The following is a 26,827-nucleotide window of genomic DNA, read 5'->3' as shown; positions in this document are numbered from 1 at the left end:
CTAAACCAATGTCATCAACTTAAGCTATACAGTTTGGTTTTAAGGCTGAAAGCCTGCTATATTATAGCTCAACGCAACGAGTTGGGAAGGATGTAGAACGAGTCTCGCGCCCTGAAGGGGCAACATAACAGATGTTAGGGTAGGTTTATACTGTCCTTTCAGGCCGCAAAGGAAGGGTGTCCTATTACCCAACACGTTGTGTTGGGCTGATATATACTCGGCTTTCAGCCGGAATTATTCGATGAATCGTAAGACAAAGTGGAGTAAGAAGTTTGAGTTGACGACATTGGTCTCTAAAATGCCAGTTTGCAGTATAGACGTATCACGATGGATTATTACCATAACAACCGGATATTTTGCCTGATCCCTCTTTTTTTCATCGTACGGATAAAATAAAACTCCGCAGTTCATTTTAAAGAACTGCGGAGTTTCTGAGTTATGTTATAAATCTACTTGCAATGATGATTATAATTCATCGTTATTTTCACTTTCAATCAGTGGAGTAACATATGTCCATCCATTCTTGTAATCAATAGGACGATCAACGGCTGCAGCACTACCAAAGCTACCCCCATCTGCATACGATAAACGAGTGATCGGATCATTATAACGTTTCTTATCTAACCAGTCAAAACCTTCACCCCAAAGTTCAACCGCACGATAAAATTTGATTTCTTTTAGCAAATTTTCCCCTGTTGCTGTTGCATTGTAGGCTTCATCTCTCTTACTATCACGAATAAGTCCGTTTAATAAAGTTCTTGCTCCATCTTCATCTTTAGAGAAATATTTAGCTTCTGCTTCAATCAGATACATTTCAGAAGAACGGAAATGTGGAATATAACCAACACCAATTGATCCACCAATACTAAATTTAAAACTCATATAAGCTGCAACTTGATGTGAAGCAAGCATTGTTGAATGCTGTTTTTTTACTACCGTTGCTAAATCAGATGAAACAACTCCATTCAATTTGTTAAATTGATCATCTCCAGGATCAAGGAACATCTCTTTTCTAATATCTGTCGCAGGTATTTTGTCATATAATGTTTTACTTATACAAACAGGATAAGAGCGTATGATAGACGTGTTTGCATCATAAGCCATGTAAGAATGGAATCCATAATAATAAAGAGTTTGATCGTCTCCTCCATAGCTACCCCAAATCCATTCGCTGTTTTCACTGCTAAATCCTGATGTGTATTCGTCATTACTCATAAGTTTATAGCCTTCTCGAGCTTTAGCTGCCATACTTGCTGCTGTAGGATAATCTTGTTTAGTAATTGCCGCACGTGCATAGATTGCATAAGCAACATTTGAGTCAATTTCCCAAACGTTATCTCTGGTGAGACCACTTTCTGAGAAAAGAGATATAGCTTGGTCTAAATCAGAATAAATCTGTTTGTAAATCTCACCCGAAGAAACTAATGCTATATCCTTCTGCTCCATATTTTCTTCCGTACGAAGGATAAGCCCATCCTGCAAATTTGTAACGGATGATCCTCCATTACTATCTACCCAACGATGACAATAAAACTGTACAAGTTGGGTATAACAATACGCGCGGTAGCTCAAAGCCTGTGCTTTCAAGAATTTACGATCGGCTTCACTTCCTTCTGCTTTGTCAATGTTAGCAATGAATGTATTTGCATTACCTATTATCATATAATAATAGAACCAAGGGTATCTGTTATAAGACGATGTATTGTTGTCCAACATCGTTCCATTCATGACTGTGTACCAACCTGACGCTAAGGCAGGGCGAGAGAAGTTTTCTCCTAAATATTCTCCAAATAAGAATTTAATTGTGCCCTCTCCGCAAAAGACTTGTCCAAATCCACCATATTGACTAACCATTAGTCTCGCCATTCCATTAATGGCCATTTTAGCTGCGTCAGTATCTTTAAAAATTGTTTCTGTTGACGTTGATGATGTCGGCATTGTATCCAGATAATCATCAGAGCAAGCAGTTAATAGAGAGAAAGATACTGCTACTATACTAACTATATTTCTTAGATTTTTCATGTTTTCTTTTTTTTAGAAGTTTACATTAACACCAAATGTTACTACACGAGCCGGAACATAGCCGTTATTATTTATACCACTCCAGGATTGTTGAGGACTCATCCCTTGTAGTTTTGTTAGAATAAGCAAGTTTTCTGCACTTGCAGAGAGAGTAAGTCCCTTAAGTCCAATTTTGTGAGCCAATCTTTTTGGAGCCAAATAACTTAATGTTACATTCTTAATATTCAAATAATCAGAACTGATTAGGAATCGATCGGAAGTAGCATTGCTATAAGTACTTTGTGATGTGTTCAAGGCCGGTGTTCCATTAGGATCAATCCCTGTTCCTGCTTGTTCTGGCGTCCATGATTTAAGTACATCAACATGGAGAGCAGATGGAGTTGCTCCAACTGACATAAGGCTTGAATAAGAATAATCCAACATTTTACCTCCCGTCTGGAATGTAAATAATCCAGACAATTCAAATTGTTTATATCTCAAAGAGGTAGAGAAGGAGCCGTAAACCTTAGGAATTGCACTGCCACTCCAGTCCTTTTTTCCATATGTTGTGTTATATACATAGGCTTCTCCGTCAATTATTGTATAGTCGGCTGTCATTTTAGTGCGTTCTTCATTTTCCTGAGCAGCTCCTGTTCCTGTATAACCTTCATCGGCAATATAATAATCATCACTATTTAGCAAGTAAAGAGAACGTCCGTTGATGCGATCTACTCCGACATATTTATACATCCAGAAATCATAAATACTATGGCCATTCAAGTATTTTTTCGTTCCATCAATATAACCATCTTCTCCATATTCAGGGGGTAACTTTTCTATCTTATTTTTTAGGAAATTAAGATTCGTTCCCACATTCCAAGTCCAATCTTTTGTGCGGATAATATCAAAACCTAATCCAATTTCAAATCCTCTGTTGGATACTGAACCAAAGTTCTTGGTGAATTCAGGACGACCAGAGGAGCCTGTACTTATTGATCCTATAGATGATGGTAATTCAACATCAAAAAGAAGGTCCTCTGATGTTTTGTCAAAATATTCTATGCTTAAATCTAAGCGGTCGAATAAATTCGCTTCCAAAGCAATACTCATTGATTTTGCTTTTTCCCAACTAATTTCTTTTGCTTCATTCTGACTCTTATAATAAGCTCCATTTCCTCCGTTTTGTGTAGAGGTGTATAATGCCATCCATGCATAATAGCCAACACCGGAATCTTGACCTACTTCACCGTATGCTGCACGTAGTTTCAAGTGATTAATCCAGTCAAATTGTTTGATGTATTCTTCGTTTGAAAGAATCCAGCTTCCTCCTAATGACCAGAAGTTTCCCCAACGATTATCTTCGTAAAATCTTGATGAACCATCACGACGGAATGAAAATTCTCCAAAGTAAGTCTGGTCATAGTTATAAGCTGCACGACCGAAATAACCTTCCGTTTTATATCCACTCTGATACCCGTTGAGAGTCGTCATTGTTGTGAAGTTAGTAAGCTCCATTATATTTGCAAACTTCTCGTCTGTTTTATATAAGTAGGTGTATTGATATTTGTAATTGAAATTTTCATGCCCAATTAATACATCTACATTATGTACTTTACCAAATGTGCGTTTCCAGTTCAAAAGCTCTTGAAGAAGATAGTTTTTATAACGATATTCAGTTTGGCTCATACGCCCCTTACCTGCACCATCACCGATAACAGAGTTATCATAACTCTTCTTTGACGATGTTCTGTTGTTCATGTTCCCTTTGACGGTGAAAACAAAATCGTTCAGGAACATGATGTCTGCATATGCAATAGCGTCCATTGTGTTACGATAAGTTTTGTCTTTATTTAACTCTGTTTCCCATTGAATATGACGGTTGTTATTTTGCTTGCGGGAAGTACCTGGATCATACTGTTTTTCACCATTTGCATCTAATACATAATCACCCGTTGCCGAATCATGCAAATGAACAGGATAAATAGGAGCAACATTACGTGCATAATAGAAAGGATTGATGTATGAAGAAGCATTATCAGTTGAAGCAGTCATGCTATTATATTCTTGGCTTGACGCATTTATTGAAAGCCCCGTCTTGAACCAATCGGTAGGATTTACATCTACTTTAATATTTCCTGTAGTACGAGCTCCATCTGAATGTTTTAAGAATCCTTTTTCATCTAAATGCCCTAATGACATATAATATGTCGCTTTTTTCGTTCCTCCACGAGCGCTGATGTTGTATTGGCTTCTACTTCCTGTCCTCTCAAGTCCATCATACCAGTCTAAATCGTCAGTATAGCCATCTAAGATTTGTGTTCCTGCTGATAATTTTCCATTGGCATCATACAAGCTGTTCCAATCTTTATTGAAAATGTTATATTTTTCTCCGATTCCTTCAATTACAGCCTCAAGAGCATCGCCATTCGCATCATTGTAAGTAACATATTTCCCTTTAGCAAGTCCATCGGTATATAAAGCATTTCGTCTTGCCTGCCAATAGGACTCCATGAATTGTTGAGGGTTTAAGCGTTCGTATTCTTTGATTGCACGTTGATAAAAACCCTGATTTACTGTTGCTTGAATATTGATGTTTTCTTCACCTAAACGGCCACTTTTGGTTGTAATCAAAATAACGCCGTTGGCTGCTTTATTTCCATATAAAGCAGCAGAAGATGCATCTTTTAAAACGGAAATAGACTCAATGTCAGTTGGATTAATATCGCTCATGTTTCCACCTAATGGAACGCCATTAACGACATAAAGAGGAGAGTTATCCCCATTGATAGAGTTGAATCCCCGAATACGAATAGAAGGATCTGCTCCTGGTTCGCCATAAGCATTGTTAACCTGTACGCCGAGAGCTTGTCCTTCAAGAGCTGCTGTAGCAGATGCAATCGGTCTTCTTTCAAAAGATTCTGCTTTTATATTAGCAACGGCTCCCGTAATAGCTTCTTTTCTTTGTTGACCATAGGCTACAACAATAACTTCATCCAAAGCTTGTGTGTCGGATTCTAATAGAATTCTTAGATTCGGAGCAACTGCAACTTCTTGGGTTGCCATGCCGATATAAGAAATAACCAGAGTTTTTGCCGAATTTGGGACTTTTAATGTGAATTCACCATCCAAATTCGTGATTGTTCCCACTGTAGTGCCTTTTGCCAGAACGGAGGCACCGATAATTGGCTCATTGTCTTCTCCGGAGAGTACCACGCCTCTCACTGAAGTGGTTTGAGCACTAACCATTGCTATGCTAAGTACGAAGCATAGTAAAAGATAAGTCAATTTGTTCATCATAAACACACACTTGATTAATTTAACTTATAGTAATAAATGAATTTTTCTAATCAGATGTTTTAGTATTGGAGTTCTTTCGATGGTATGTGTTAATGTAACTTTAAAATAAAGTGCTATAACGAGTCAAGTTCCATTCCAAAACTATTCCTAATGCAAAAATAAGTATATTATTTAAAAAAACAACAAAAATACTTTTTTGTACGATTATAAATACAGTTTTGTATAACCGGTTATGACATATCGGATTTATTTGTGATGTTTTTGTTTCAAAATGTTTTATTTTTCTGTTATTATGTTTTACTTTTATGCTATTACTGTGGGTGTAGTGTGAATTGTTAAATCTTTTCCAATGTATTGATGAGGATATAAAAGACGAATCCCGAAAGATATTATTGTTGTTTACACAATAAATATCTTTCGGGATTCATTAAATTTAGCACTTCTCTTAGTTTCGCTTAACTAAGTTTCGGTGTGTATGGTTTGTTAATTATTTATTATCTGCCACATCCCACCATACGCGTTGCCAACGTCCGTCTTCACCATTCAGATAATTTTTGATGGCTTCGTCAGAGTTTGCTACATTGTATTGTTTGTCGGTGTCTGAATATTGCATACGATACGGATAAACTTCTATACCTTCCAATGCCTGACCTTCATAGACGGGCAATGTCGGAATATTGTAACGACGCCAGTCAGACCATGCTTCAATACCGTCGGTCATAAATCCAGCTAAGAATCGTTGCGTAACGATTTGTTTGATCGCTGTGTTTTTATCACTTGACAATGCCACCTTTTCGGATGCAATATATTCGTCAACACCTGTAATGGCTCCATGATAAGTTGATTGAAATTCGAATGATGCACGTATTCCTGCTTCATAAAGCTCTTTTGCATTTGCATTGATCCATCCTAATTCAGCAGCTTCCGCTTCAACGAGCAATGTTCTTGCAGTGGTGATAACTCCGTAAGTCGCCTGAGGTTCGCAGTAGCTGTCAGCCACACTACAACATCCATCTGCAGCAGCAAGTACAGCCGCATTTGATTCGAGTCCGAAAGGTACTCCTTTGTAGGCATTAACATCGGTTGGATCGCCTTCTACTTTTCCTTTATATCCATCCAATGTGAAATAAGAGAACATACGAGGATCTTTATGATCTTTCAATGCTTCAACAATCACTTTATTTGGAACAAAGTTCAGGTTACGGTCTGCAAGATTAGGATTACCTACATAATACATCCATGCGTAAGCACTACTGTTTGAATCGAACGTATAATGGAATCCATCTTCAACTTTAGTCATACCTCCATCGGCATAGGCCTTGGCAAAACGTGTTTTACCATTCGTCGGATCAACGTCAGCCATCTTAATAGCCATCATCATACGCAATGAAGCATTGAACTTTTTCCATTTGCTGATATCTCCATTGTAAAGAATATCCGCATCCGTCAAGGAACCATCTTCATTAAATAATGCATAAGCAGCTTGCAGGTCAGCATCTAAACTTGCATAGATACTTTCCTGTGAATCGAATTTCGGTTCCCATATATCATCACTTTCCCCTTTGAATGCATCAGAATACGGAATAGGTCCGAGCATATCTGTTAATGTCATAAAGAAGAATGCACGCAATGTTTTAGCCACAGCTATCTGGTTTTCATTATCCCCAAAAGACGAGACAGAAACATCTTCTTTTGTTTCTTCGTTCTCGTTCATTTCAATGATCGTGTTCAGATTCTTGATAATATACCGATAGTAATTGGCCGTACCGTAATTGGTTGTTGTCCCCATCGGCCCATATTGGTTATTTTTCGATTCCGACAAGTATCCTGTTCTTAATTGAGTCCAGGGGTCGTAGTCGTAACTATTCATTGTAAAGCTACGTACATTCCTTGCTGAATACGTAAACAGCATGGATGTATATGCGTCACTTGGCTTGTTGGGATTAACGTTTAAATCGCCAAAATCCCCCATGTCGCAACTCGTCAATGTCGTTGCTAATGCCATTGAGGCAATCACTAATGATTTAATATATTTCATGTTTGTTTATCTCCTAAGTTTAAAGAATTAGAAACCTAATTTAACTGTTAATCCAAAAGAACGTGTAGCTGCTGCCTGTCCGCCTTCCAACCAGTTATCTCCTGCTTCAGATGGGTCCACATTCGGGCATGCTGCATAAACTAACCATGGGTTTGTTGCCACAAAAGAAATACTGGCATTGCTTAAACCTGTTTTTGTTTTTGCAATTAAGGCTTTCGGGAAGTCATAAGTTACAGATAATTCGCGCATTTTAACGTAGGTACGGTCATATACCCATTCGTCAAGATCATAGTATGCTTTGTAGTGATAGTAGTAATATGCATTCATATAGGTGGTAACAGCATTACCATCAGCATCTACTCCATCTACACGAACACCTCCGTTTGCGTTTAATGGTTCACGTACGTTCACTCCTCTGTCATTCAGTTTAGCTGTTGATGCATTTGTTCCTGATCCTGTTGACCACATATTTGTCCATGACACCATCTGTCCCCCGATCATAAAGTCGAAGTTCGCAGCAACCTGTAAGTTTTTATAACGGAAGCTTGTAGAAAATCCTCCTGTCCAGTCCGGTTGGAAGTTACCCACTTCTTTTTCTTCATTGAATTCATAAGTCGGAGCCCAACCTCCTCCCCAAGCGGTAGAAGTACTCTTTGCTAAGATAGGTAACCCTTCTTCGTTACGAGCCCAACGAGCCATTGTTGTAATTACTCCCAGAGGTTTTCCTTCGTTTGCTTTCAAATACCAATAGTAATAGAAACTATTTCCTTCCAACAGATATGTTTTAATATTTTCATTCAAGCGAACTAATTTGTTATTGTTCTTTGCAATATTTGCATCAACATTCCACTGGAAGTCTTTCGTTTTTACCGGTGTTCCACCCAAGCTGATTTCTATCCCCTGGTTTCTCACTAATCCGGAGTTTAATTGACGGGAAGAATATCCTGATTGCGGAGCTACAGTCATATTCAATATCTGATTCTTTGTGTCGCGGCGATAGAAGTTGAAGTCTCCCCAGAATCTGTTTTCAAACATTCTGAATTCCGTACCTACTTCGTATGATGTTGAAATAGTCGGTTTGATATTTTTGTTCAACTGTGTAGCACTCGGATACAATGAAGTCAAGGAGTTATATTTATAGTTGGTATTATCAGAATCAGTATAGTTGTAAGCAAGTAATGTTTTATAGACTTCCAGAGTAGAGCCTACCTGCGCTAATGAAGCACGAAGTTTCCAATAATTAAGCCATGGAGTATCGTATTTCAGGAACTGATTTAACATAACACTTGCAGAAAGACCACCATAAAGGAAACTGTTGTTTGCTGCCGGAAGCTTAGAGTCCCAGTCATTACGAATAGATCCATCCAAGAAGTAAGTATCATCAAAACCAAACGTTGCTGTTGCGAATAAACTTCTTGTTTTATAATGTTCTTCTTCATTAAGAGCTGAAACATATCCATTTGATCCTGCCAGGTTGAAATATCCGTCCATGATCAAACCATTAGTCGTGTTCGCAGATAACGTGCCGTAGTTGTAGTTGCGTTGTTCAACGAATGCTGCAGCATCTACAGATAAACGATCATCAACGAAACGGTCACTCCATGTTGCACGTCCCTGAATTGTCAAATCACTGGTATGATATTGTCTTTCGTAATAATAAGAAGAGAAGTTGATAGAACCTTCGTTACGTTTCTGTTCTTCGTTATAACTTTTCATGTTTCCAATAACACGAACCCCCGCTTTGATGTTGTAAGGCAATAAGAATTCAGCATCACCTGTAAAGACATTCCAACGAGAAGTTTTATAATTATTGATGTTATCAAACGTTGCGTAAGGGTTGTCATGGAAGTTAGCATTCAAATTATCAGTGCCTATAATATTCCATGTTCTCCATGTTCCGTCCGGACGTTTATAATCCTTGAAATCTTTCAGGTCAACTTCCGTATGTCCCCATTGTAAATAAGAATTTAACGCATTTCCGGTAGCTCCGTATCCTTCTGCAGCCCCGTTGTGATCACGACGATAGGTGTATTTATAGTCCATAGAAATATTTAACCAATCGGTTGGTTTAAACATTGTCTTTATGCCTAAGAAACGACGTACCGCATCCGAGTTTTGTTGGATACCTTCACGCTCGCTGTTCGTGAATGACACACGTGTGCTGTAATCTTTACCGGCTTTAGAGAAAGCAATATTTGTTGTGTTAGCGATACCTGTTTGGAATAAATCGGCCAGATCCAATCCATGAACGAACGGTTTTGCCTTTTCATATTGAGAGCTTGTCGGGTCGAAATAATTCGCATTTGCCATCATTACATTCTTATTGTAACGGGCACCCCAGCTTTCGTCAGAGTCAAAATCAAGGAAGTAAGAACCATCTGCATTTTGCATACCGCCATATTCTCCATACAAGAATTCCGGACTCATTGTATCCTTTCCTTCATAATCTGCTGCATAACGTGCACCGATCATACCATAGCTACCACCACCATATGATTTCTGCATGTCAAAATGGTTGTAGTATTGGTCAAAAGACAAGGTGTGACTAACCTCAATATGTCCTTTACCATCTTCTTTCGCACCTTTAGTTGTGATGATGATTGCACCGTTTCCACCTTGCGAGCCATACAACGCTGTTGCAGCAGCTCCTTTAAGAACGTTGATACTTTCCACATCATCCATGTTAACGGCATCTTTATTAGAGATAGATCCATCCACTACATAAATAGGTTCGCTACCTTCCGGGCTGGTGAAACTTGTAGAACCACGCAACACAATTTTACCGGAATCAAAGGTAGAACCTGATTTACCAAAGAAACGCGCACCGGCAATCTTTCCGGCCATAGCATTACCCAAGTCAGTTTGGCGGGCAACTGTTAATTTTTCACCGGTCACTTTTTGAGTTGAATACCCTAAGGATTTTTCCTTACGGCTTAATCCTTGCGCAGTCACGACCACTTCGTCGAGCGTTTGCGTATCAGATTCTAATAAAACCCTAAGATTTGGAGCAACAGCCACTTCTTGTGTTGCCATACCAATGTAAGAGATAACCAAAACTTTCGCAGAGCTGGGAATATCCAAAGAAAATTCACCATCCAAGTTTGTTATTGTTCCCACTGTAGTGCCTTTTGCCAGAACGGAGGCACCAATAATCGGCTCATTGTCTTCAGCAGAGAGTACTACACCCCTCACTGAAGTAGTTTGAGCACTAACAATTCCTATACCCATTATCAGGCATAGCAAAAGATAAGTCAACTTTTTCATCATAAACACACACTTGATTAATATAACTTATAGTAAAAAAAAGTTCTGTAAGTTTTAAGGAGGTAAGGTTAGCTTTCTTAAATTACTTAAAGTCCTAATAACTAAAGTTCCTTCTAAAACTCTTTAGAGTGCAAAAATAAATATATTATTTAAAAAAACAATAAATAGTAACAAGGATATTGACGAAATTGATATTGCAATAGATGGTTTTTTGACTTTAAGACGCTTTTTTGTCATCTGTTCTTTCTTAATGTTAGAAGTTCGCGTTTCATAAAAAAAATGAATATTAATGACTGACTAAATGATAGTGACGATAAGAAAATTGTAAGTTGACAATAAAAAACGTTGCTGGAAAAAATTCCGGCAACGTTCTTGTGTTTAGTATTTTCGTTCTGTTTATTTAATAGTTCTAAATCTACTTTTCATTACTGAAAAGTTTATTGGGTGACAAACGTATTACTTTCCCGTATTTTTCTAACGTTTTCGCGTCAATCTGTTTCGGATCGCCAATAACTGCTATTCCGATAGCTTTACCTTTGATATTTTCGCTATGGAATTTGATAATATCCTCAAAAGTCAGTTGATTTATTTTTTCCAGGTTCGTTTTCGCAGGATCTTCGGTGTAACCTCTAAGGTTCCATGCCGAGAGTGATGTGCTTATCTCTCTGAAATTTGGACGTGAAGAAAGGGTTACTTCCCGCATGTAGTTTTTGATATTATCAATTCTTTCAGGATGCAAAGGTAGGTTGTTTAGTAAATCTGTATAAACCTCAATAGCTTCTATAACTTTGTCCCCTTGTGTTCCCACATAACCTATGAAATATGCTTTTTTGTCTTTGATTGGTGGAATAACAGAGGCTCCATATGCTGTATATGCCATAGATCGATATTCACGAATTTCTTTCATGACCAATCCGTTAAAACAATCTTCGATTGGTCTAATTTGTTGTCGCGCGCGTTTGCTTCTGCGGCAATAAGGTACATCTCTTCAATTCTCATATATACCTCATCGTTTTCCCATAGGCGATCTCCCATATATACTCTGTTGGCATCGAAGAATTTATTCCATGGAAGATAAGGCTGTTGATTTCTAAACCAAGCCTTGCGTCCATCTGTTTCCGGAATTTCAGCATATAGGTTATCCGGTATTTCCTTATAATCACCAATACCTGCATAACTATATGTAAAGTAATCTACATGTCCCCAGAAGGTTGGAAGTGCAGGTGTATTATCTTTTGTAAGATCAATAGCCCACATGAAAGATGGCAGTTCAACAGAATTAAACCCGGTGGTCGTCAACTTTTCTTTAGTGAACATGGTGTAGTTTCCGGAATCAATGACTTGCTGTGCTGTTTCTGCTGCTGCTGCATATTCTCCTTTTGCCAAATAGGCATAAGCTAAAAGCCTTTGGCTATATCAACGTTTAATTCAGTTTTATTGCTTCTCTCAAATTGGTCTAAAGCAGTAATGGCTTCTTTCAGGTCGTTAATAATCAGGCTGTAAACCTGGTCAACGGAAGAAAGCCCCTTCGTTTCAGCGGTTAACTGAGACGTGTAAATAGGTAATGCCGGTTGATCTTTTGCAACATCATAAGGACGTGCATACAAATTTACCAGGTTATAGTATGCATATGCTCTCAATATTTTAGCTTGTCCGTAATACGCCCTGTTGGGGCTGTCTTCAGCGGGCATATTACCATCACCTCCGACCGTATCGAAAATGGAATTTGCCGCTTTTATTATACGAAAGTAGTAACGCCAGAAACTATAAGCCCTTCTCGCTCTGTCCTTGTGTGTTGTTTGTTAATCTTGCATCTACTGAAAATCAATCATAGTTGGCTGCTGCTACAGCAATATCTCTCACCATAATGTCTGTGACTAAATCAACAGATTTTTGTCCGAAATCATCATGATCGGTTGTGCTACCGCCACTGCCCATAGAAAATGTTGTTGCGACAATTCCTGCGGATTGTCCCAATAAAATATTAGGATTCCAGACCGCATTTTTTTCTAATTGCTCCGGACTTATATATCCATTCGGAGATTCATTTAAAACACTGTCGGAACAATTCGTGAGCGAAAAAGATGCTACTCCTATTCCTAAAATATATATATATTTTTTCATGCTTAAAATCATTTAATAATTAATTAAAAATCAACTTTTATGCCACCAACGATTGTGCTTACAGGAAGGTATTGGCTGCGACCTGATGCTCCCGAAATACTTGACATAGAAACAAAACCTTTACGTTTTGACAGCATAAATAAGTTATCTCCTGATACATACACTGATAAACCTCCTAATTTAATGTTGCTGACTATATTTTTAGGGAAAGTATATCCTAAGCGGATATTAGCCAGGTTTAAATAAGAACGACTGGTTAAAAATCTCGTGGAACTTGCATTCGCATAAGTGTCGAAACCAGAAGATAAACGTGGAACATCTGTTATATCTCCAGGTGTTGTCCATCTGTTCTCAATGTCTTTATGATAGTTGTGTGATGCCGGGGTTTCATTGTTCATTAATGAGGCATATACATAATCATATGCATAACCTCCTATTCCGTATGTGAATGTTGTGTTTAATGTAACTTACTTGCATATGTTTCCATTTCAGAAATAGGTTCTCTTTTTCCATTGGCTTTTACATTATAATATTGATTGTATAATGCCATACCTGTTTCCGGATCAACGCCAGCATATTCCCTTAAGTAAAAGTCATAGTATGAATGCCCCTTAGACCAAGCGTAAGGTGTTTTTAATTCAATAGGTTTTTGTAAACCTGTTGTTTCATCAATTGGCATTTGAGTGATTTTATTAGAATAATGTCCCCCATTAACTCTAAAATCAAATTTGACATCATTGGTCTTTACTATGTTTGCGGTTAAATTAAACTCCAATCCTTGGTTAATCATTTTTCCATCATTCACAGGATAAGAAGCATATCCCAATGAGGGAGCAACTTGTTTAAGGAATAGCATGTCGGTAGTTGTCTTATGGAAATACTCTACTTCTCCACTTAAAAAATTAAAGATATCAAATTCAATACCTGTATTTATAATACTACTTTTCTCCCATGTCAAGTTCGGATTTCCTTTATATACGAATGAAAATGAAGGTTTGTCATTCATGTTGGAAATACTATATAAATCTTCATACGGATAAAAATTCGCTCTTGTATTTCCTGTACTAATGTCCTGATTTCCTAATAATCCCCAACTTAATTTGTATTTTAGATTATTAAGCCAGTCGATTTCTGAAAGGCTCTCTTCTTTGGTTAATACCCAGGCAGCACCAACAGATCCAAATGTACCCCATTTGTTCCCTTTTGAAAATCTGGAACTTCCATCACTTCTTAAAGAAGCATTAAAGTGATATTTCTCATCATAATTATATTTGATTTGTCCAAAATAACTTTCAATGGTGTATCCGTAAGTATCCGAGTCCATATAGCCCATAATGACTGCATTACTCCATTCTGTATTGTCAGAGCGAACTAATAATGATTTTTGTCCTTTAGTGTATGAATAATCCATCGTAGAGTATTCATGGGCAACAAAGGCGTCAAAGTTATGAAGGTCAAAAGATTTTACATAAGATAAAATCTGGTTGAACGTAAATTCCTTGTAAGAGGCCTGGGTTTTGGTTATACGTCCTAAACCTTCTGCATCGCCATAATAAGGATTTGTTAACTCATCTTGTCGACTTCCTATATACTGTAATCCTATATTTGAACTTAATTTAAAATCACTAAGAAATTTAGCTTCAAAAAGAGCATTTCCTGCAAATTGGTCATGTTTAGTCTCTTTTTTGTCTAAGCGCAATGATCCGACAGGATTGATCCCACCTCCGTAGGCGCGAGAGCGATTTTCTGTATTTCCATAATCGTATCTATATCCTCCAACTCTTGTATCTTCAATCAGATTGCCATCATCACGTTCGTAAACAGGGTAAAGAGCAGGCATTGCATTGACAAATTGAAAGCCATTATTGATATTCTCGTCAGACTGTCCGGGTGAATTAATTTTCATGTTTGAGTATGACATGTTTATTGTGGACTTCAGCCATGAGGATAAATTGGAACTAACATTACTTCTTGCATTGAAACGTTCAAAGTCGGATTCCATATAATAACCTTCATCCTTTAAATAACCTAAAGAGGTAAAGAATGTTGTTTTTTCTGATCCTCCCGAAATACGTACATCTCCTTCTATTTTCTGACCGGTACGGAATATGTGGTCTTCCCAGTTTTCCGGATTGTACTTCCTTTTGATTGCTGAATTGAATTTGCCTGTTGTTCCATTTATTAATTCAGATCCAGGTACATTCCACATATTATATCCAGTAGCGATCCCTTTTTTATTATCAAATATTTCAGTGTTTGCTAATGCGATAGCTTCATCCAAAGATGTTGCTGCCCCATATAAATATTTGTTCTTAATACCTTCCCAGGTTAATTCCGCAAAACGTTCAGGACTATCCATGGTGTCGTATAAAGGTATCAAACGTGTATTTACCCCGTATTTAACCTCTCCTTCTACTCTTGTTTGCCCGCTAATACCTTTTTGGTTGTAATAAGGATAACGCCGTTGGCTGCACGAGAACCATAGAGCGCTGTTGCTGTAGCATCTTTTAGAATTGTTGTTGATTCGATATCGGAAGGGCTGATTCCGCTTAATTCGGCTCCATACGGAATGCCATCTACAACGTAGAGAGGAGCATTGCTGGAATTAACAGATCCAATACCACGTATGCGAATGGATGCGTTTGAACCTGGCTGACCGCTTGTGTTGTACACTTGTACTCCGGCTACCTCTCCTTGTAATGCTTTTGAGATTTCAGAAGAATTTTTTCTTGAAATCGATTCGCTTGATACTTTTGCTGCTGAACCTGTAAATGAGTTTTTTGTCGCTGTTCCATAAGCAACAACAATAATCTCATCTAATGCCTGCGTATCTGATCTCAAAAAAACTTTAAGATTTGGCGAGATTGCGACTTCTTGCGTTATCATTCCTATATAAGAAATAACAAGAGTTTTTGCGGAACTGGGTGTTTCTAAAGAGAAAGCACCATCAATGTCGGTTACTGTTCCTACTGTCGTACCTTTAACCAGAACGGAGGCACCAATAATCGGCTCATTGTCTTCAGCAGAGAGTACTATACCTTTGACTGATGTTGTCTGAGCGCTCACTAATCCTATGCAAACAAATAGGCACAGGACTAAAAAAGTCAAGTTTTTCATCATAAACACACACTTCTAGTGATAAAATAATTAGAAATATAATATGTTTTCTTGATAGAAAATATGTAAATGTTTACATATTATTTTCAAACATATCTTTAGTTAAAGAAATGCAAATATATAGATATTTTTTTAAAATATGCTACCTTGATGTCTATCACAGATTTTTTGCCTACTTTATCCTTTGCTTTAGACCTACCTCAAAAACAATTTACACCTACCTCAAAATTTGAAATAGATACGATCCTTATTTTTTTTGGCCTGCGTGGCTAATGAGGACGTTTACTTCTTTAAACTTTTATTGATTTCTCCGATATAATTTAAGATATCTTCCCGTCCATCTCTACTTGTTGAGGACGAAACAAAGATAGGAGGGAGTTCTTCCCATGCTTCTGATAGCTTTTCTTTGTAAGCATTTAGGTTTTCTGTTAAACGGCTCTTGCTTAATTTGTCGCTTTTTGTGAAAATAATTGAGAAAGGAATGCCACTCTCACCGAGCCATTCCATAAAATCAAGATCAATCTTTTGTGCTTCGTGGCGACAGTCTAATAGGAGAAACAGATTCGTAAGTTGCATCCGTTTTAGTATGTATGAGTCTATAATTTTACGAATTTTTTCACGTCCTTCTTTTCCTCGTTGGGCGTAACCATATCCTGGTAAGTCCACCAAATACCATTCATTGTTAATCAGAAAGTGATTGATAAGCTGAGTTTTTCCCGGTTTCTGTGAAGTCATAGCTAATCCTTTTCTGTTGGTCAGCATGTTGATCAAGGATGATTTTCCTACATTACTACGTCCGATAAAGGCGTACTCAGGCAGGTTTCCTTCCGGGCATTTTTTTACATCTGTATTGCTGATAACAAATTCTGCGCTATTTACTTCCATTTTTTCTGTTTTTTCCTTTACGTGTGCAAATTTAGTCAAAAATGTCTGCTTATCCGTAAGTTCGTTAAGTTTGATGTTGTATATTTGACAAATTAAACCTCTAAACAACTATATTTATTATGAAAAAAATATGCGGATTACTTATCCTCATTGGCTTGTTGGCCGGTTTTTCCGTTTCGGCAAAGAAGCCTATTAATACATTAGTTTTAACAGGCCAAAACAACCATAACTGGCCGGTGAGTAGCATTGCTATAAAGCAAATTCTTGAAAATTCGGGACTGTTCCATGTCGATATACTCACTTCTCCTGAAAAGGGAAAAGATATGTCTTCTTTTGTTGCTGATTTTTCTTCTTATTCTTTGGTGGTTGTCGATTATAATGGTGACAACTGGCCGGAAGAAATGAAAAAACGTTTTGTGGAATATGCTCGTAAAGGAGGTGGAATTGTGATTTATCATGCAGCTGATAATCCTTTCCCCGATTGGGATGAATACAGCCGGATTTGTGCCTTAGGCGGTTGGGAAGGAAGAAATGAGAAATCCGGTCCATATGTTTATTGGAAAGATGGAGCTTTATTCAAGGATATGACTTCCGGTGCGGGAGGATCGCATGGAAAACAGCATGAATATGTATTAAACAATAGAAATACAAAACACCCTGTAATGAAGGGTCTCCCTGCACAATGGTTACATGCAAAGGATGAATTATATGATCGCATGCGGGGTCCCGGGAATATAAAAGATATGTTATATACAGCTTATTCTGATAAAGAAACAGGAGGATCAGGGCGTGAAGAACCTTTGATCTTTACTGTTGATTACCATAAAGCACGGATTTTTCATACGATGTTGGGGCATGCAGGTCAGACGCTTGAGGATAATCCGTCAATGCAATGTGTCGGTTTTCAGGTGTTATTGTTGCGTGGAGCTGAATGGGCTGCAACGGGAAAAGTGACTCAAAAAGTTCCGAAGGATTTTCCCACAAAAGATTCTGTAAAGATGAGGTTGGAGTATAAATAATCACACCTAATCTTTCTTACTTAAATATCCGTCTGAAAGAATAAAACGAGCATCATTGTCTGCGAGGAAGCGTATGGCAGCGATGCTTTTTTCTTCAGGGTAGGGGAGTTCTCCTATTATTTCGCTAATAGATTTGGGTGTTTTAGATAGCTGTTTTAACACGGAGTCTCGAATCATATCGAAGTCGTTGTCTGTTATAACCGACTCTTTTGATGCCCGGCATACATCACAAGTGCCACAGTCTTTTGTGCCCTTTTCGCCAAAATAGGAAAGTAATATCCTGCTACGGCAAATATACTTTTCTGCAGTATATTCCAATACCTTTTCGATCCGTTTCTCTAAACGCTCTTTTCTTTCCTCATAGGCTTTTCGGGGGATTGTCAGATATCGCTGTTCTTCCCTTGCTTGCGTATAAATGATTAAGGGCGTTTTTTTATGAGGAATGTAATGAAGTATTTTGTGTTTTGACAAATTCGTGAAGATGTCATAAACTTCTTGAGGCGTGCTGCCTGAACGAGTCGCGATAAGCCTCTCATCGATATAGACATAATCTGCGAATAATCCCGTATAAGATCTCAGTAATGCCTGAATGACTTCTTCTGTTTTTTTGCTGTGATGCTGATATTTATACAGATCGTCCCGTGTTACCCGGAACACTAATCGGGAGGCGTTATCCACTTCTTCCGTGTATTCAATATAGCCGGACAGTTCGAGTATCTTTAATGCATGATGCGCTTGCAGAATCGAAAACTTAAATACATGACAAAAGTCGGTTAGAGAGAAATCATGTACCGTTTCTAATCCATAGCCTACAGCTATCTGAAAGTAGTTTCCCAAAGCCTCATATACGCGGAGTATTAGTTCTTTGTCGGGAAACTCGTCGGATAGGCGTTTCTTTAATTTTGTTTTATCCGTGCCCGAACAGAGCGCGACTGCATAGGCCGTTTTCTCGTCACGTCCTGCGCGTCCTGCTTCCTGATAATATTCTTCCAAAGAGCCGGGCATATCGATATGGACGACGATTCTTACATCCGGTTTGTCTATCCCCATCCCGAAGGCGTTCGTAGAAACAATAACCCGGCATTCATCGTTTTTCCATCGATTCTGTTTTAAATCTTTTTCTGCACGATTTAACCCGGCATGAAAATAATCAGCTGATATTCCTGCCTCTTGTAAAGCTATGGCAATTTCTTTAGTCCGTTTCCGGTTGCGAACATAAACAATCGCACAGCCGGAGACTTTCTGAAGTATCTGAACCAACGAATGTATCTTATCGTCCGTGTTTCGGATAATATAGGAAAGGTTTTCCCGTCGGAAGCTTTTCTGAAAGACATTCTTCTTTTTGAATAGAAGTCTTTCTTGTATGTCGTTTACAACTTCCGGAGTGGCCGTAGCAGTCAGGGCAAGAACAGGTATGCCTTCTAATTGTTCCCGTATTTCGGCAATGTTGAGGTAAGAAGGACGGAAATCATATCCCCATTGAGAGATGCAATGGCTTTCATCTACGACTAATAAGCAGACATTCATCGCTTGTAATTTGGCCTGAAATAATTCTGTGCCTAATCTTTCCGGCGAAACATACAAGAACTTATATCCGCCGAAAATACAATTTTCTAATTGCGTGATAATCTCTTGCCTTGTCATTCCCGAATATACCGCTGTGGCTTTAATACCCGTATGCTTTAAATTCTCTACCTGATCTTTCATCAAGGCGATAAGCGGAGTGACGACAATACAAATACCCTCCATAGCCATTGCCGGAACCTGGAATGTAATTGATTTACCCCCACCGGTAGGCATCAGCCCAAGGGTGTCTTTACCTTCAGCAACAGCATGAATGATTTCTTCTTGTAGAGGGCGAAACGAAGAATACCCCCAATACTTAGCTAATATCTCGTGATATATATCCACGATACGCGGAGTCAGTCAAATTGGCTCTGTTTTGATTTCCTTAACCTGCAATTGAATGGTGGTATTGCCATTGTACGTGTTTTCTTCAATCGTATAGCAAATGTTGAACGGCAACATCCCTTTTATATGTTTGTTGTGTTCATGCATTCCAAAAGCGATACCATGTACCGGATTGTTTGAGTTGCCATCGATCAGTTCCAGTTTAAGATGTTCAAGATCTTTCCCGACTAATTTACTTGTTCCGTAGTCCTTAACTCCCAAAGTGGCAAATACCGGTTTTTGATTGTCAGGTCCGAAGGGACTCATCTTTTTGAGGTCACTAAGGAACTTGTTGTTGATTTCTTTAAAATCAAGAACCGCATCAATATCAATCTGAGGAACCATCTGTTCCGTATTTATCTCATCGGAAGCCAGTTTGGAGAATCGTTCAGTAAACGCCTGCAGGTTTTCTTCCTTTAGGGATAAGCCTGCTGCATAGGTATGCCCTCCAAAGTTTTCCAGCAAATCCCGACAGCTTTCTATAGCCTTATAAATGTCAAATCCCGGGACAGAACGAGCTGATCCGGTAATTAATTCAGGCGATTTTGTCAGGACAACAGCCGGTCTGTAATACTTCTCTGTAAGTCGGGATGCGACGATACCGATTACTCCCTTATGCCATTCCGGATTATATACAATAATCGCTTTCCTGTCTTCCATATTCTGGAATTCGTCAATAATGGCGTTGGCCTCATCGGTTATTCTTTTATCTAATTCGCGACGTTCATCATTGTACTGATTGATATTCTCGCTTTTTTCACGAGCCATCTCACTGTCTTTAGATAACAATAAGTCCACCGCCTCTTTGCCGTTCATCATGCGTCCGGATGCATTAATTCTTGGTCCGATCTTAAACACAATATCACTCATTGTGATGTCCTTTCCTGTCAGACCACAAATATCAATTATCCCTTTTAGTCCGAGACTTGGATTTGTGTTCAGTTGTTTCAACCCAAAATAAGCCATGATTCTGTTTTCTCCACTGATCGGAACAATGTCGGAAGCGATACTCACTGCAACCAAATCAAGCAGTTTTTCTAACTCGGCAAAAGGAAAGTTGTTGCTTTTAGCAAACGCTTGCATAAATTTGAAGCCGACTCCGCAACCCGAAAGATGTTCGTAAGGATATTGTGAATCTAATCTTTTGGCATCCAGCACCGCCACTGCGTCAGGTAAGGTTGCATCCGGCATATGATGGTCGCAAATAATAAAATCAATACCCTTTTCCTTTGCATATTCTACCTTTTCGACGGCTTTAATACCACAGTCGAGCGAAATAATAAGCTTTATGTCGTTTGCAACAGCATAATCAATGCCTTTGTAAGAGATTCCATATCCTTCATCGTATCTGTCCGGAATATAATAATCCAAGGCCGAAGAATACAGGCGCAAGTACTTATATACCAATGAGACGGCAGTAGTTCCATCCACATCGTAATCCCCATAAATCAGAATTTTTTCCTTATTGCCCAATGCCTTATTCAGTCTTTTTACAGCTTTATCCATATCCGGCATCATGAATGGATCATGTAAATCGCTGAGGTTGGGTTTGAAGAATTTCTTTGCTTCTTCAGCTTCGGAAATACCTCGTTTAACAAGTAATAAGGCAATAATAGGGTTTAACCCTAAATCGGCTACTAACTTATCTCTTTTATGTAATTCTTCTTTTGATGGGGTTAGAAAGTTCCATTTGCTTGTCATTATATTTTGTTTTTCTTTTTTTCTTCTCTCTGAATTATTACCAAATCAAGGATAACCAATGAACGTTTCTTTTGCGCTTTTTTGTATCCTGAATTCCCTTTGTCCGGCTAAAGACTATAAAGGCTATGTAATAATTAACTTTGTAAAGTTAGAGAATTTAAATTGATAATAAACAACGGTATCGGTAAAAACGTTTTTTTTAGTAATATTTTAAAAGTACATGAATGATTTGTACATTTGTCTATATAGTTTGAGAATAAAATGATCGAAGATATAAAAAAGGCCTGCGAGGTTTTGTCGAATGGAGGTTTAATTCTGTATCCAACAGATACAATCTGGGGTATTGGCTGTGATGCGACAAATGAAATCGCTGTTCGGAAGGTGTATGAATTGAAGCAACGTATGGATAGTAAGGCAATGCTCGTCCTTGTTGACAGTACAGCGAAATTAAGTGGTTACGTTGAAGAAATCCCGGATCAGGCCTGGGACCTAATCGAACTAACAACAAAACCTCTGACGATTATTTATCCCAAAGCAAAAAACCTTCCTCCTTGTTTAGTGGCTGAAGACGGAAGTATAGGAATCCGTATTTCTTCAGAAGAGTTTTCCCGTAAACTGTGTGAACGTTTTCGGAAACCATTAGTTTCTACTTCGGCAAATCTGAGCGGAACACCGGCTCCTGCCGTTTTTGATGAAATAGCTGAAGAGATAAAATCAGGGGTTGATTATATTGTAAGTTATAGACAGGATGACCGATCCAAAGCGGCTGCATCAAGTATAATAAAACTTGGATTGGGAGGTCTCATCCAAATAATAAGAGAGTGATGACGAAAAACAAACTGGTCATACCTTATGTTTTATCGGATTTCATTTCAGCGTCTTTAGTCTGGTTTTTCTTTAACTGGTTGCGTTTTCATGAGATAGCCATCTTTGATGGTTTTACGACGTTGAAGGAGTTTCTGCTTTTCCTCCCGGTTTGGGGAGGTCAGTTTGTCATTCCTTTTTTCTGGCTCTCTATTTATTACTTTTCGGGATATTACAATGAACCGATCGGTAAATCACGTGTGACAGAGTTTTTTCAGACTCTCGGATCTGTTTTGGTCGGAGTCTTGTTTCTTTTCTTTCTTATTATATTAAATGATCTTCCTCGTTTTTTTAATATTTATTATGCACTTTTCTTTTCATTATTTGTTTGTCAGTTTCTGTTTACTTATATTCCCCGTTTATGCATTACCTTGTATGGCATCTCTAAGATAAAGAGTCGTGAATGGGCTCAGAATGTATTGATCATAGGAACGGGAAGGAAAGCGCAGCAACTTTCTGTACGATTATATGATTTAGGCTATGAGATAAGCGGGTTCGTGAAGGTTGCTGTCGACGATGAAGTCTTTGTTATGCAGGATGAGGTTCTTGGAAAAATAGATGATTTGGAAAACTTGATCAATGCTAAGAATATTCAAGAATTAGTTGTTGCGATAGAATCTCGTGAAAGTGGAGAATTGTTGAATATCTTATATCCTTTGTATCGCTACAGGTTGCCGGTTAAAACGATAGCAGAAGGACTTAACCCATTATCGCGAGTGAATATTAAAACACCAATTGGTGTTCCATTAATTGATATAACGGATAATAATTTTTCCTACGCAGAAGAAAATATAAAACATTTCTTGGACAAGGTTCTCTCTGTGTTCGTGTTAGTCTTGTTCTCTCCTTTGTTTATTTATTTATCCTGGAGAGTAAAAAGAGACTCAAAAGGCAGAATTCTCTTTAAACAGGAACGGATTGGTTATATGGGGAAACCATTTATGATCTATAAGTTCAGAACTATGTACGAAGGAGCAGAGTCGGGGATTCCTCAACTTTCAGAGGAAGATGACGAACGTATAACTCCATTCGGACGATTCATGCGTAATTACAGATTGGATGAATTACCTCAGTTCTGGAATGTATTGAAAGGGGATATGTCGCTTGTCGGTCCTCGTCCTGAAAGGAAATATTTTATTGATCAGATTGTAAAAAAAGCTCCCTATTATTATTTAATGCATAATGTTCGTCCTGGAATAACGTCTTTAGGTATGGTAAAATATGGGTACGCAAAAAATGTGGATGAAATGATTGAACGATTAGCCTATGATGTATTGTATTATGAAAATATGTCGTTGTTGTTCGATTTGAAAATATTAGTATATACAATCAAAACCGTAGCTACCGGTAAAGGCATTTAGTATGATGAAAAGTAAAGACTTATTTTACAAATTTCTGTTATGGCGTGAAAAGAATATAAAGGAAAAGAATTTTATTCTTATCATTAGCTTTGTTGTGGGAATATGTACAGCGCTGGCTGCTATTCTTCTGAAGAATATAATACACACGATCCAACATTTTCTGACGGCTAATTCGCAGATCGATCAGGCGAATTATTGGTTACTGCTCTATCCGATAATCGGTATATTATTGGCCGGACTATTCGTGAAATATATTGTGCGTGATGATATCAGTCACGGGGTAACAAAGATTTTGTATGCCATATCTCAACGGAAAAGCCGTATAAAACCCCACAATATCTGGTCTTCCATTGTTGCCAGTTCTGTCACGATCGGATTTGGTGGATCAGTAGGAGCTGAGGCACCTATCGTGTTGACTGGCGCTGCAATAGGGTCTAATCTTGGGCGTCTGTTTAAAATGGAGCAAAAAACGCTTATGTTATTGGTCGGTTGCGGAGCTGCGGGCGCAATCGCCGGTATTTTTAAGGCGCCTATCGCCGGATTGGTTTTTGTGATCGAGGTGTTGATGCTGGACTTGACCATGACATCCGTTTTGCCTTTGCTCATCTCTTCGGTAACAGCAGCAACAGTCGCTTATATTTTTACCGGTACAGATGCAATGTTTATGTTTTCACAGACAGAGGCATTTGAGATGAATCGTATTCCATACGTTTTACTGTTAGGTATATTCTGCGGATTAGTTTCGTTATATTTTACACGTGTAATGAATCGTGTTGAACAACGATACCGCAAGCTGGGAGGTTATTGGAAGAAGTTCATTGTTGCCGGTGTAATGTTGAGTTTGTTGATCTTTCTTTTTCCTCCTTTGTACGGAGAGGGATATAATACGATCGGTTCATTGTTAGATGGAGAATTTGCTCATATCATGGATGGGAGTATCTTTTATGGATTAAAAGATAATTATTGGGGAGTTGCAATCTTCCTTGGGTTGATTCTTTTAACGAAAGTTTTTGCCTCCAGTGCAACGAATGCAGGTGGAGGTTGTGGTGGTATATTTGCACCCAGTTTGTATCTGGGATGTATTGCCGGATTTGTGTTCGCCTATTCTTCCAATTATTTTTCAATTACGACGATGCTGTCGGAGAAAAACTTTGCTTTACTCGGTATGGCCGGTGTAATGGCGGGTGTAATGCATGCTCCGTTGACAGGGGTGTTTCTCATTGCGGAGCTAACCGGCGGATATGCTCTGTTTTTACCCTTAATGATTGTTTCCATAAGTTCATATATTACCATTCTGATGTTTGAACCCCATAGTATCTATTCTATGCGTTTGGCACAGAAGGGTGAGTTGTTGACACATCACAAAGATAAAGCCGTGCTGACATTGTTGAATGTGAACAGTATCATTGAGAAGGACTTTATTGTCGTCTCTCCCAATATGTCTCTTGGAGATATGGTTAAAGCGATTGCCCAAAGTAGGAGAAACGTATTCCCTGTTGTAGATGAAAAAGGAATCCTTGTAGGAGTTGTTCTGTTAGATGATATACGGAATATCATGTTCCGGCCGGAATTGTATGAACGTTTCCATGTTTCTAAGTTTATGGTTTCCGCGCCGGCCAGAATCTATATAAATATGCCGATGGAACAGATTATGAGAACGTTTGACGACACAAAAGCGTGGAATCTGCCCGTTGTGGATGAAGAAGGGCATTATATTGGGTTTATGTCTAAATCAAAGATATTTAATTCTTACCGTGAAGTATTGGTAGAAAACTTTTCAGGAGATTAAACATAGAAATGGGAAAAAAAGACTTACGAATCGTATATATGGGAACGCCGGATTTTGCGGTAGCAAGTTTGCAGGCGTTGGTGGAAAATGGCTATAATGTGGTGGGTGTAGTTACTATGCCGGATAAGCCTATTGGCCGGCATATGAGTGAATTGAAAGGAAGTCCAGTTAAGGAATATGCTCTGTCGCAGTCTATTCCTGTTCTTCAACCAGAAAAGCTAAAGGATGGAGTCTTCCTCGAAGAACTTCGTAACCTGAAGGCCGACTTGCAAATTGTGGTTGCATTTCGGATGCTACCCGAAATAGTCTGGGATATGCCCCCACGGGGAACTTTCAATTTGCACGCTTCCTTATTACCACAATACAGAGGCGCTGCTCCGATCAACTGGGCAGTGATAAACGGAGAGAAAGAAACAGGTGTAACCACCTTCTTTCTGACACACGAGATTGATACAGGAAAGATCATATTACAAAAAAGAACGCCGATAGCGGAAGCTGATAATGTAGGCGATGTCCATGACAGGCTGATGGAAATGGGCGCAGGCTTAGTTCTGGAAACGGTGGATCTGATTTTAGATGGCACAGTAGATACGATTGCACAAGAGAAGCTGTACACTTCCGAAACCGAATTAAAGCATGCCCCCAAAATATTCAAAGAAACCTGCCGGATAGACTGGATGCGAGCCGCCAAGAAAGTGCATGACTTTATACGGGGATTATCCCCGTATCCTGCAGCCTGGACTAATCTCGTTTCCGAAGAAGGGAAAATGCAGGTACTGAAGATTTACAAAACCGAATATCTTATTGAACAGCATAACTTACCTGTCGGAACATTGCGTTTGTCGGATAAAAAGGTGCTGGATGTCGCTGCAAGTGACGGCTTCATTCGTTTGTTGATTGTTCAGTTATCCGGGAAAAAACAAATGCCGGTTGTTGATTTTCTGAATGGGTTTAAAGATGTTGAAACCTATCGGTTGGACTAATGAGTAAAACAAAGAAGGCTATATATATAATTGTTGGTACGATTAGTCTTGTATTGGGTGCTATTGGTATCTTTTTACCTCTACTGCCCACTACCCCTTTTTGGCTGCTGACTTGTTGGTGCTATCTCCGTGGCTCACAGAGACTGTACGATTATGTAATGGCCAATCGCTACTTTGGACCCTACATACGAAATTATGTTGTTCACAAAGCTATTCCTATCCGTACTAAAGTAACCGCCTTGAGTGTCATGTGGCTCTCTACAATCCTTACCTCCTTGTTCCTGATCGAAAACGGTTGGATGAAACTCGGCCTTGTACTAATCAGTACAGCAGTCACCTGGCATATCGTATCTTTTCCAACGAAGAAAGACAGCAAGACATCTCTGCAATAAATTGAGGGAGCAAGGTATTGCTTTCAAAAATTTAAACAAAAC

The 26,827-nt window shown here is 38.6% G+C and carries 19 protein-coding genes and 1 pseudogene; 6 read left to right on the top strand and 14 right to left on the bottom strand.

What is annotated here, in order from left to right; all coding sequences use genetic code 11:
• Window positions 1-465: 465 nt before the first annotated feature.
• The 12 genes and pseudogenes from PHT93_RS07945 to yihA all read right to left on the bottom strand — a co-directional run bounded on the left by PHT93_RS07945 (window position 466) and on the right by yihA (window position 16,726).
• A complete protein-coding gene (locus PHT93_RS07945; protein ID WP_300241536.1) occupies window positions 466-2,022 on the bottom strand; it encodes a RagB/SusD family nutrient uptake outer membrane protein in 1,557 nt (518 codons plus the stop codon).
• A 12-nt stretch (window positions 2,023-2,034) separates the two neighbouring features.
• Complete coding sequence (locus tag PHT93_RS07940) at window positions 2,035-5,298, bottom strand: TonB-dependent receptor (RefSeq protein ID WP_300241532.1); 3,264 nt, start codon at window positions 5,296-5,298, stop codon at window positions 2,035-2,037.
• 487 nt (window positions 5,299-5,785) lie between these two features.
• Entirely contained in the window at window positions 5,786-7,336 is a 1,551-nt protein-coding gene (locus PHT93_RS07935; protein WP_300241530.1) for a SusD/RagB family nutrient-binding outer membrane lipoprotein, read from the bottom strand.
• A gap of 27 nt (window positions 7,337-7,363) precedes the next feature.
• Window positions 7,364-10,603, bottom strand: coding sequence for a SusC/RagA family TonB-linked outer membrane protein (locus PHT93_RS07930; RefSeq protein WP_300241528.1), 3,240 nt, complete (start codon window positions 10,601-10,603; stop codon window positions 7,364-7,366).
• A 412-nt stretch (window positions 10,604-11,015) separates the two neighbouring features.
• On the bottom strand, window positions 11,016-11,507 hold the full coding sequence (locus PHT93_RS07925) for a hypothetical protein (protein WP_300241526.1): 492 nt from the start codon (window positions 11,505-11,507) through the stop codon (window positions 11,016-11,018).
• On the bottom strand, window positions 11,504-11,986 hold the full coding sequence (locus PHT93_RS07920) for a hypothetical protein (RefSeq protein ID WP_300241523.1): 483 nt from the start codon (window positions 11,984-11,986) through the stop codon (window positions 11,504-11,506). The genes PHT93_RS07925 and PHT93_RS07920 overlap by 4 nt, the downstream gene beginning before the upstream one ends.
• An 11-nt stretch (window positions 11,987-11,997) precedes the next feature.
• A pseudogene (locus PHT93_RS07915) lies at window positions 11,998-12,360 on the bottom strand (RagB/SusD family nutrient uptake outer membrane protein); the annotation flags it as partial.
• A gap of 64 nt (window positions 12,361-12,424) precedes the next feature.
• Window positions 12,425-12,724 (bottom strand): hypothetical protein, encoded by a 300-nt coding sequence (locus tag PHT93_RS07910; RefSeq protein WP_300241521.1) that lies wholly within the window; start codon window positions 12,722-12,724, stop codon window positions 12,425-12,427.
• A 23-nt stretch (window positions 12,725-12,747) separates the two neighbouring features.
• The gene (locus PHT93_RS07905; protein ID WP_300241519.1) at window positions 12,748-13,122 is read right to left on the bottom strand and encodes a TonB-dependent receptor; all 375 of its coding nucleotides are present in this window, start codon (window positions 13,120-13,122) and stop codon (window positions 12,748-12,750) included.
• 59 nt (window positions 13,123-13,181) lie between these two features.
• Window positions 13,182-15,083 carry a TonB-dependent receptor gene (locus PHT93_RS07900; RefSeq protein WP_300241517.1) on the bottom strand — a complete coding sequence of 634 codons (1,902 nt, stop codon included), beginning with the start codon at window positions 15,081-15,083 and terminating at the stop codon, window positions 13,182-13,184.
• 53 nt (window positions 15,084-15,136) lie between these two features.
• Entirely contained in the window at window positions 15,137-15,844 is a 708-nt protein-coding gene (locus PHT93_RS07895; RefSeq protein WP_300241515.1) for a TonB-dependent receptor plug domain-containing protein, read from the bottom strand.
• Between the two features lie 279 nt (window positions 15,845-16,123).
• Complete coding sequence (gene yihA / locus PHT93_RS07890) at window positions 16,124-16,726, bottom strand: ribosome biogenesis GTP-binding protein YihA/YsxC (protein WP_300241513.1); 603 nt, start codon at window positions 16,724-16,726, stop codon at window positions 16,124-16,126.
• A gap of 119 nt (window positions 16,727-16,845) precedes the next feature.
• On the opposite strand from yihA, the gene PHT93_RS07885 reads away from it, so the two are divergent.
• Window positions 16,846-17,745, top strand: coding sequence for a ThuA domain-containing protein (locus tag PHT93_RS07885; RefSeq protein WP_300241512.1), 900 nt, complete (start codon window positions 16,846-16,848; stop codon window positions 17,743-17,745).
• 6 nt (window positions 17,746-17,751) lie between these two features.
• Here the strand turns inward: PHT93_RS07885 and PHT93_RS07880 are convergent, their stop codons facing one another.
• Window positions 17,752-19,656, bottom strand: a complete 1,905-nt coding sequence (locus tag PHT93_RS07880) for a RecQ family ATP-dependent DNA helicase (protein ID WP_300241509.1) — start codon at window positions 19,654-19,656, stop codon at window positions 17,752-17,754.
• Window positions 19,657-19,671: 15 nt separating this feature from the next.
• Complete coding sequence (recJ, locus tag PHT93_RS07875; RefSeq protein ID WP_300241506.1) at window positions 19,672-21,396, bottom strand: single-stranded-DNA-specific exonuclease RecJ; 1,725 nt, start codon at window positions 21,394-21,396, stop codon at window positions 19,672-19,674.
• 261 nt (window positions 21,397-21,657) lie between these two features.
• Here recJ and PHT93_RS07870 point away from each other — a divergent pair, with 261 nt between their 5' ends.
• From PHT93_RS07870 to PHT93_RS07850, 5 genes are read left to right on the top strand one after another with little or no spacing between them, the layout of a single operon-like run.
• Window positions 21,658-22,221, top strand: a complete 564-nt coding sequence (locus PHT93_RS07870) for an L-threonylcarbamoyladenylate synthase (protein WP_300241504.1) — start codon at window positions 21,658-21,660, stop codon at window positions 22,219-22,221.
• On the top strand, window positions 22,221-23,621 hold the full coding sequence (locus PHT93_RS07865; protein ID WP_300241501.1) for a sugar transferase: 1,401 nt from the start codon (window positions 22,221-22,223) through the stop codon (window positions 23,619-23,621). Before PHT93_RS07870 ends, PHT93_RS07865 begins: the two co-directional genes overlap by 1 nt.
• Before the next feature lie 4 nt (window positions 23,622-23,625).
• The gene (locus PHT93_RS07860; protein ID WP_300241539.1) at window positions 23,626-25,410 is read left to right on the top strand and encodes a chloride channel protein; all 1,785 of its coding nucleotides are present in this window, start codon (window positions 23,626-23,628) and stop codon (window positions 25,408-25,410) included.
• Window positions 25,411-25,418: 8 nt separating this feature from the next.
• Complete coding sequence (fmt, locus tag PHT93_RS07855; protein WP_300241498.1) at window positions 25,419-26,393, top strand: methionyl-tRNA formyltransferase; 975 nt, start codon at window positions 25,419-25,421, stop codon at window positions 26,391-26,393.
• Window positions 26,393-26,785, top strand: a complete 393-nt coding sequence (locus tag PHT93_RS07850; protein WP_300241495.1) for a YbaN family protein — start codon at window positions 26,393-26,395, stop codon at window positions 26,783-26,785. Before fmt ends, PHT93_RS07850 begins: the two co-directional genes overlap by 1 nt.
• The last annotated feature ends 42 nt before the right edge of the window (window positions 26,786-26,827 follow it).

The organism is Massilibacteroides sp. (genome assembly GCF_028705895.1).
Classification (GTDB): domain Bacteria; phylum Bacteroidota; class Bacteroidia; order Bacteroidales; family Tannerellaceae; genus Massilibacteroides.
This window is presented reverse-complemented; position numbering and strand designations above follow the sequence as displayed.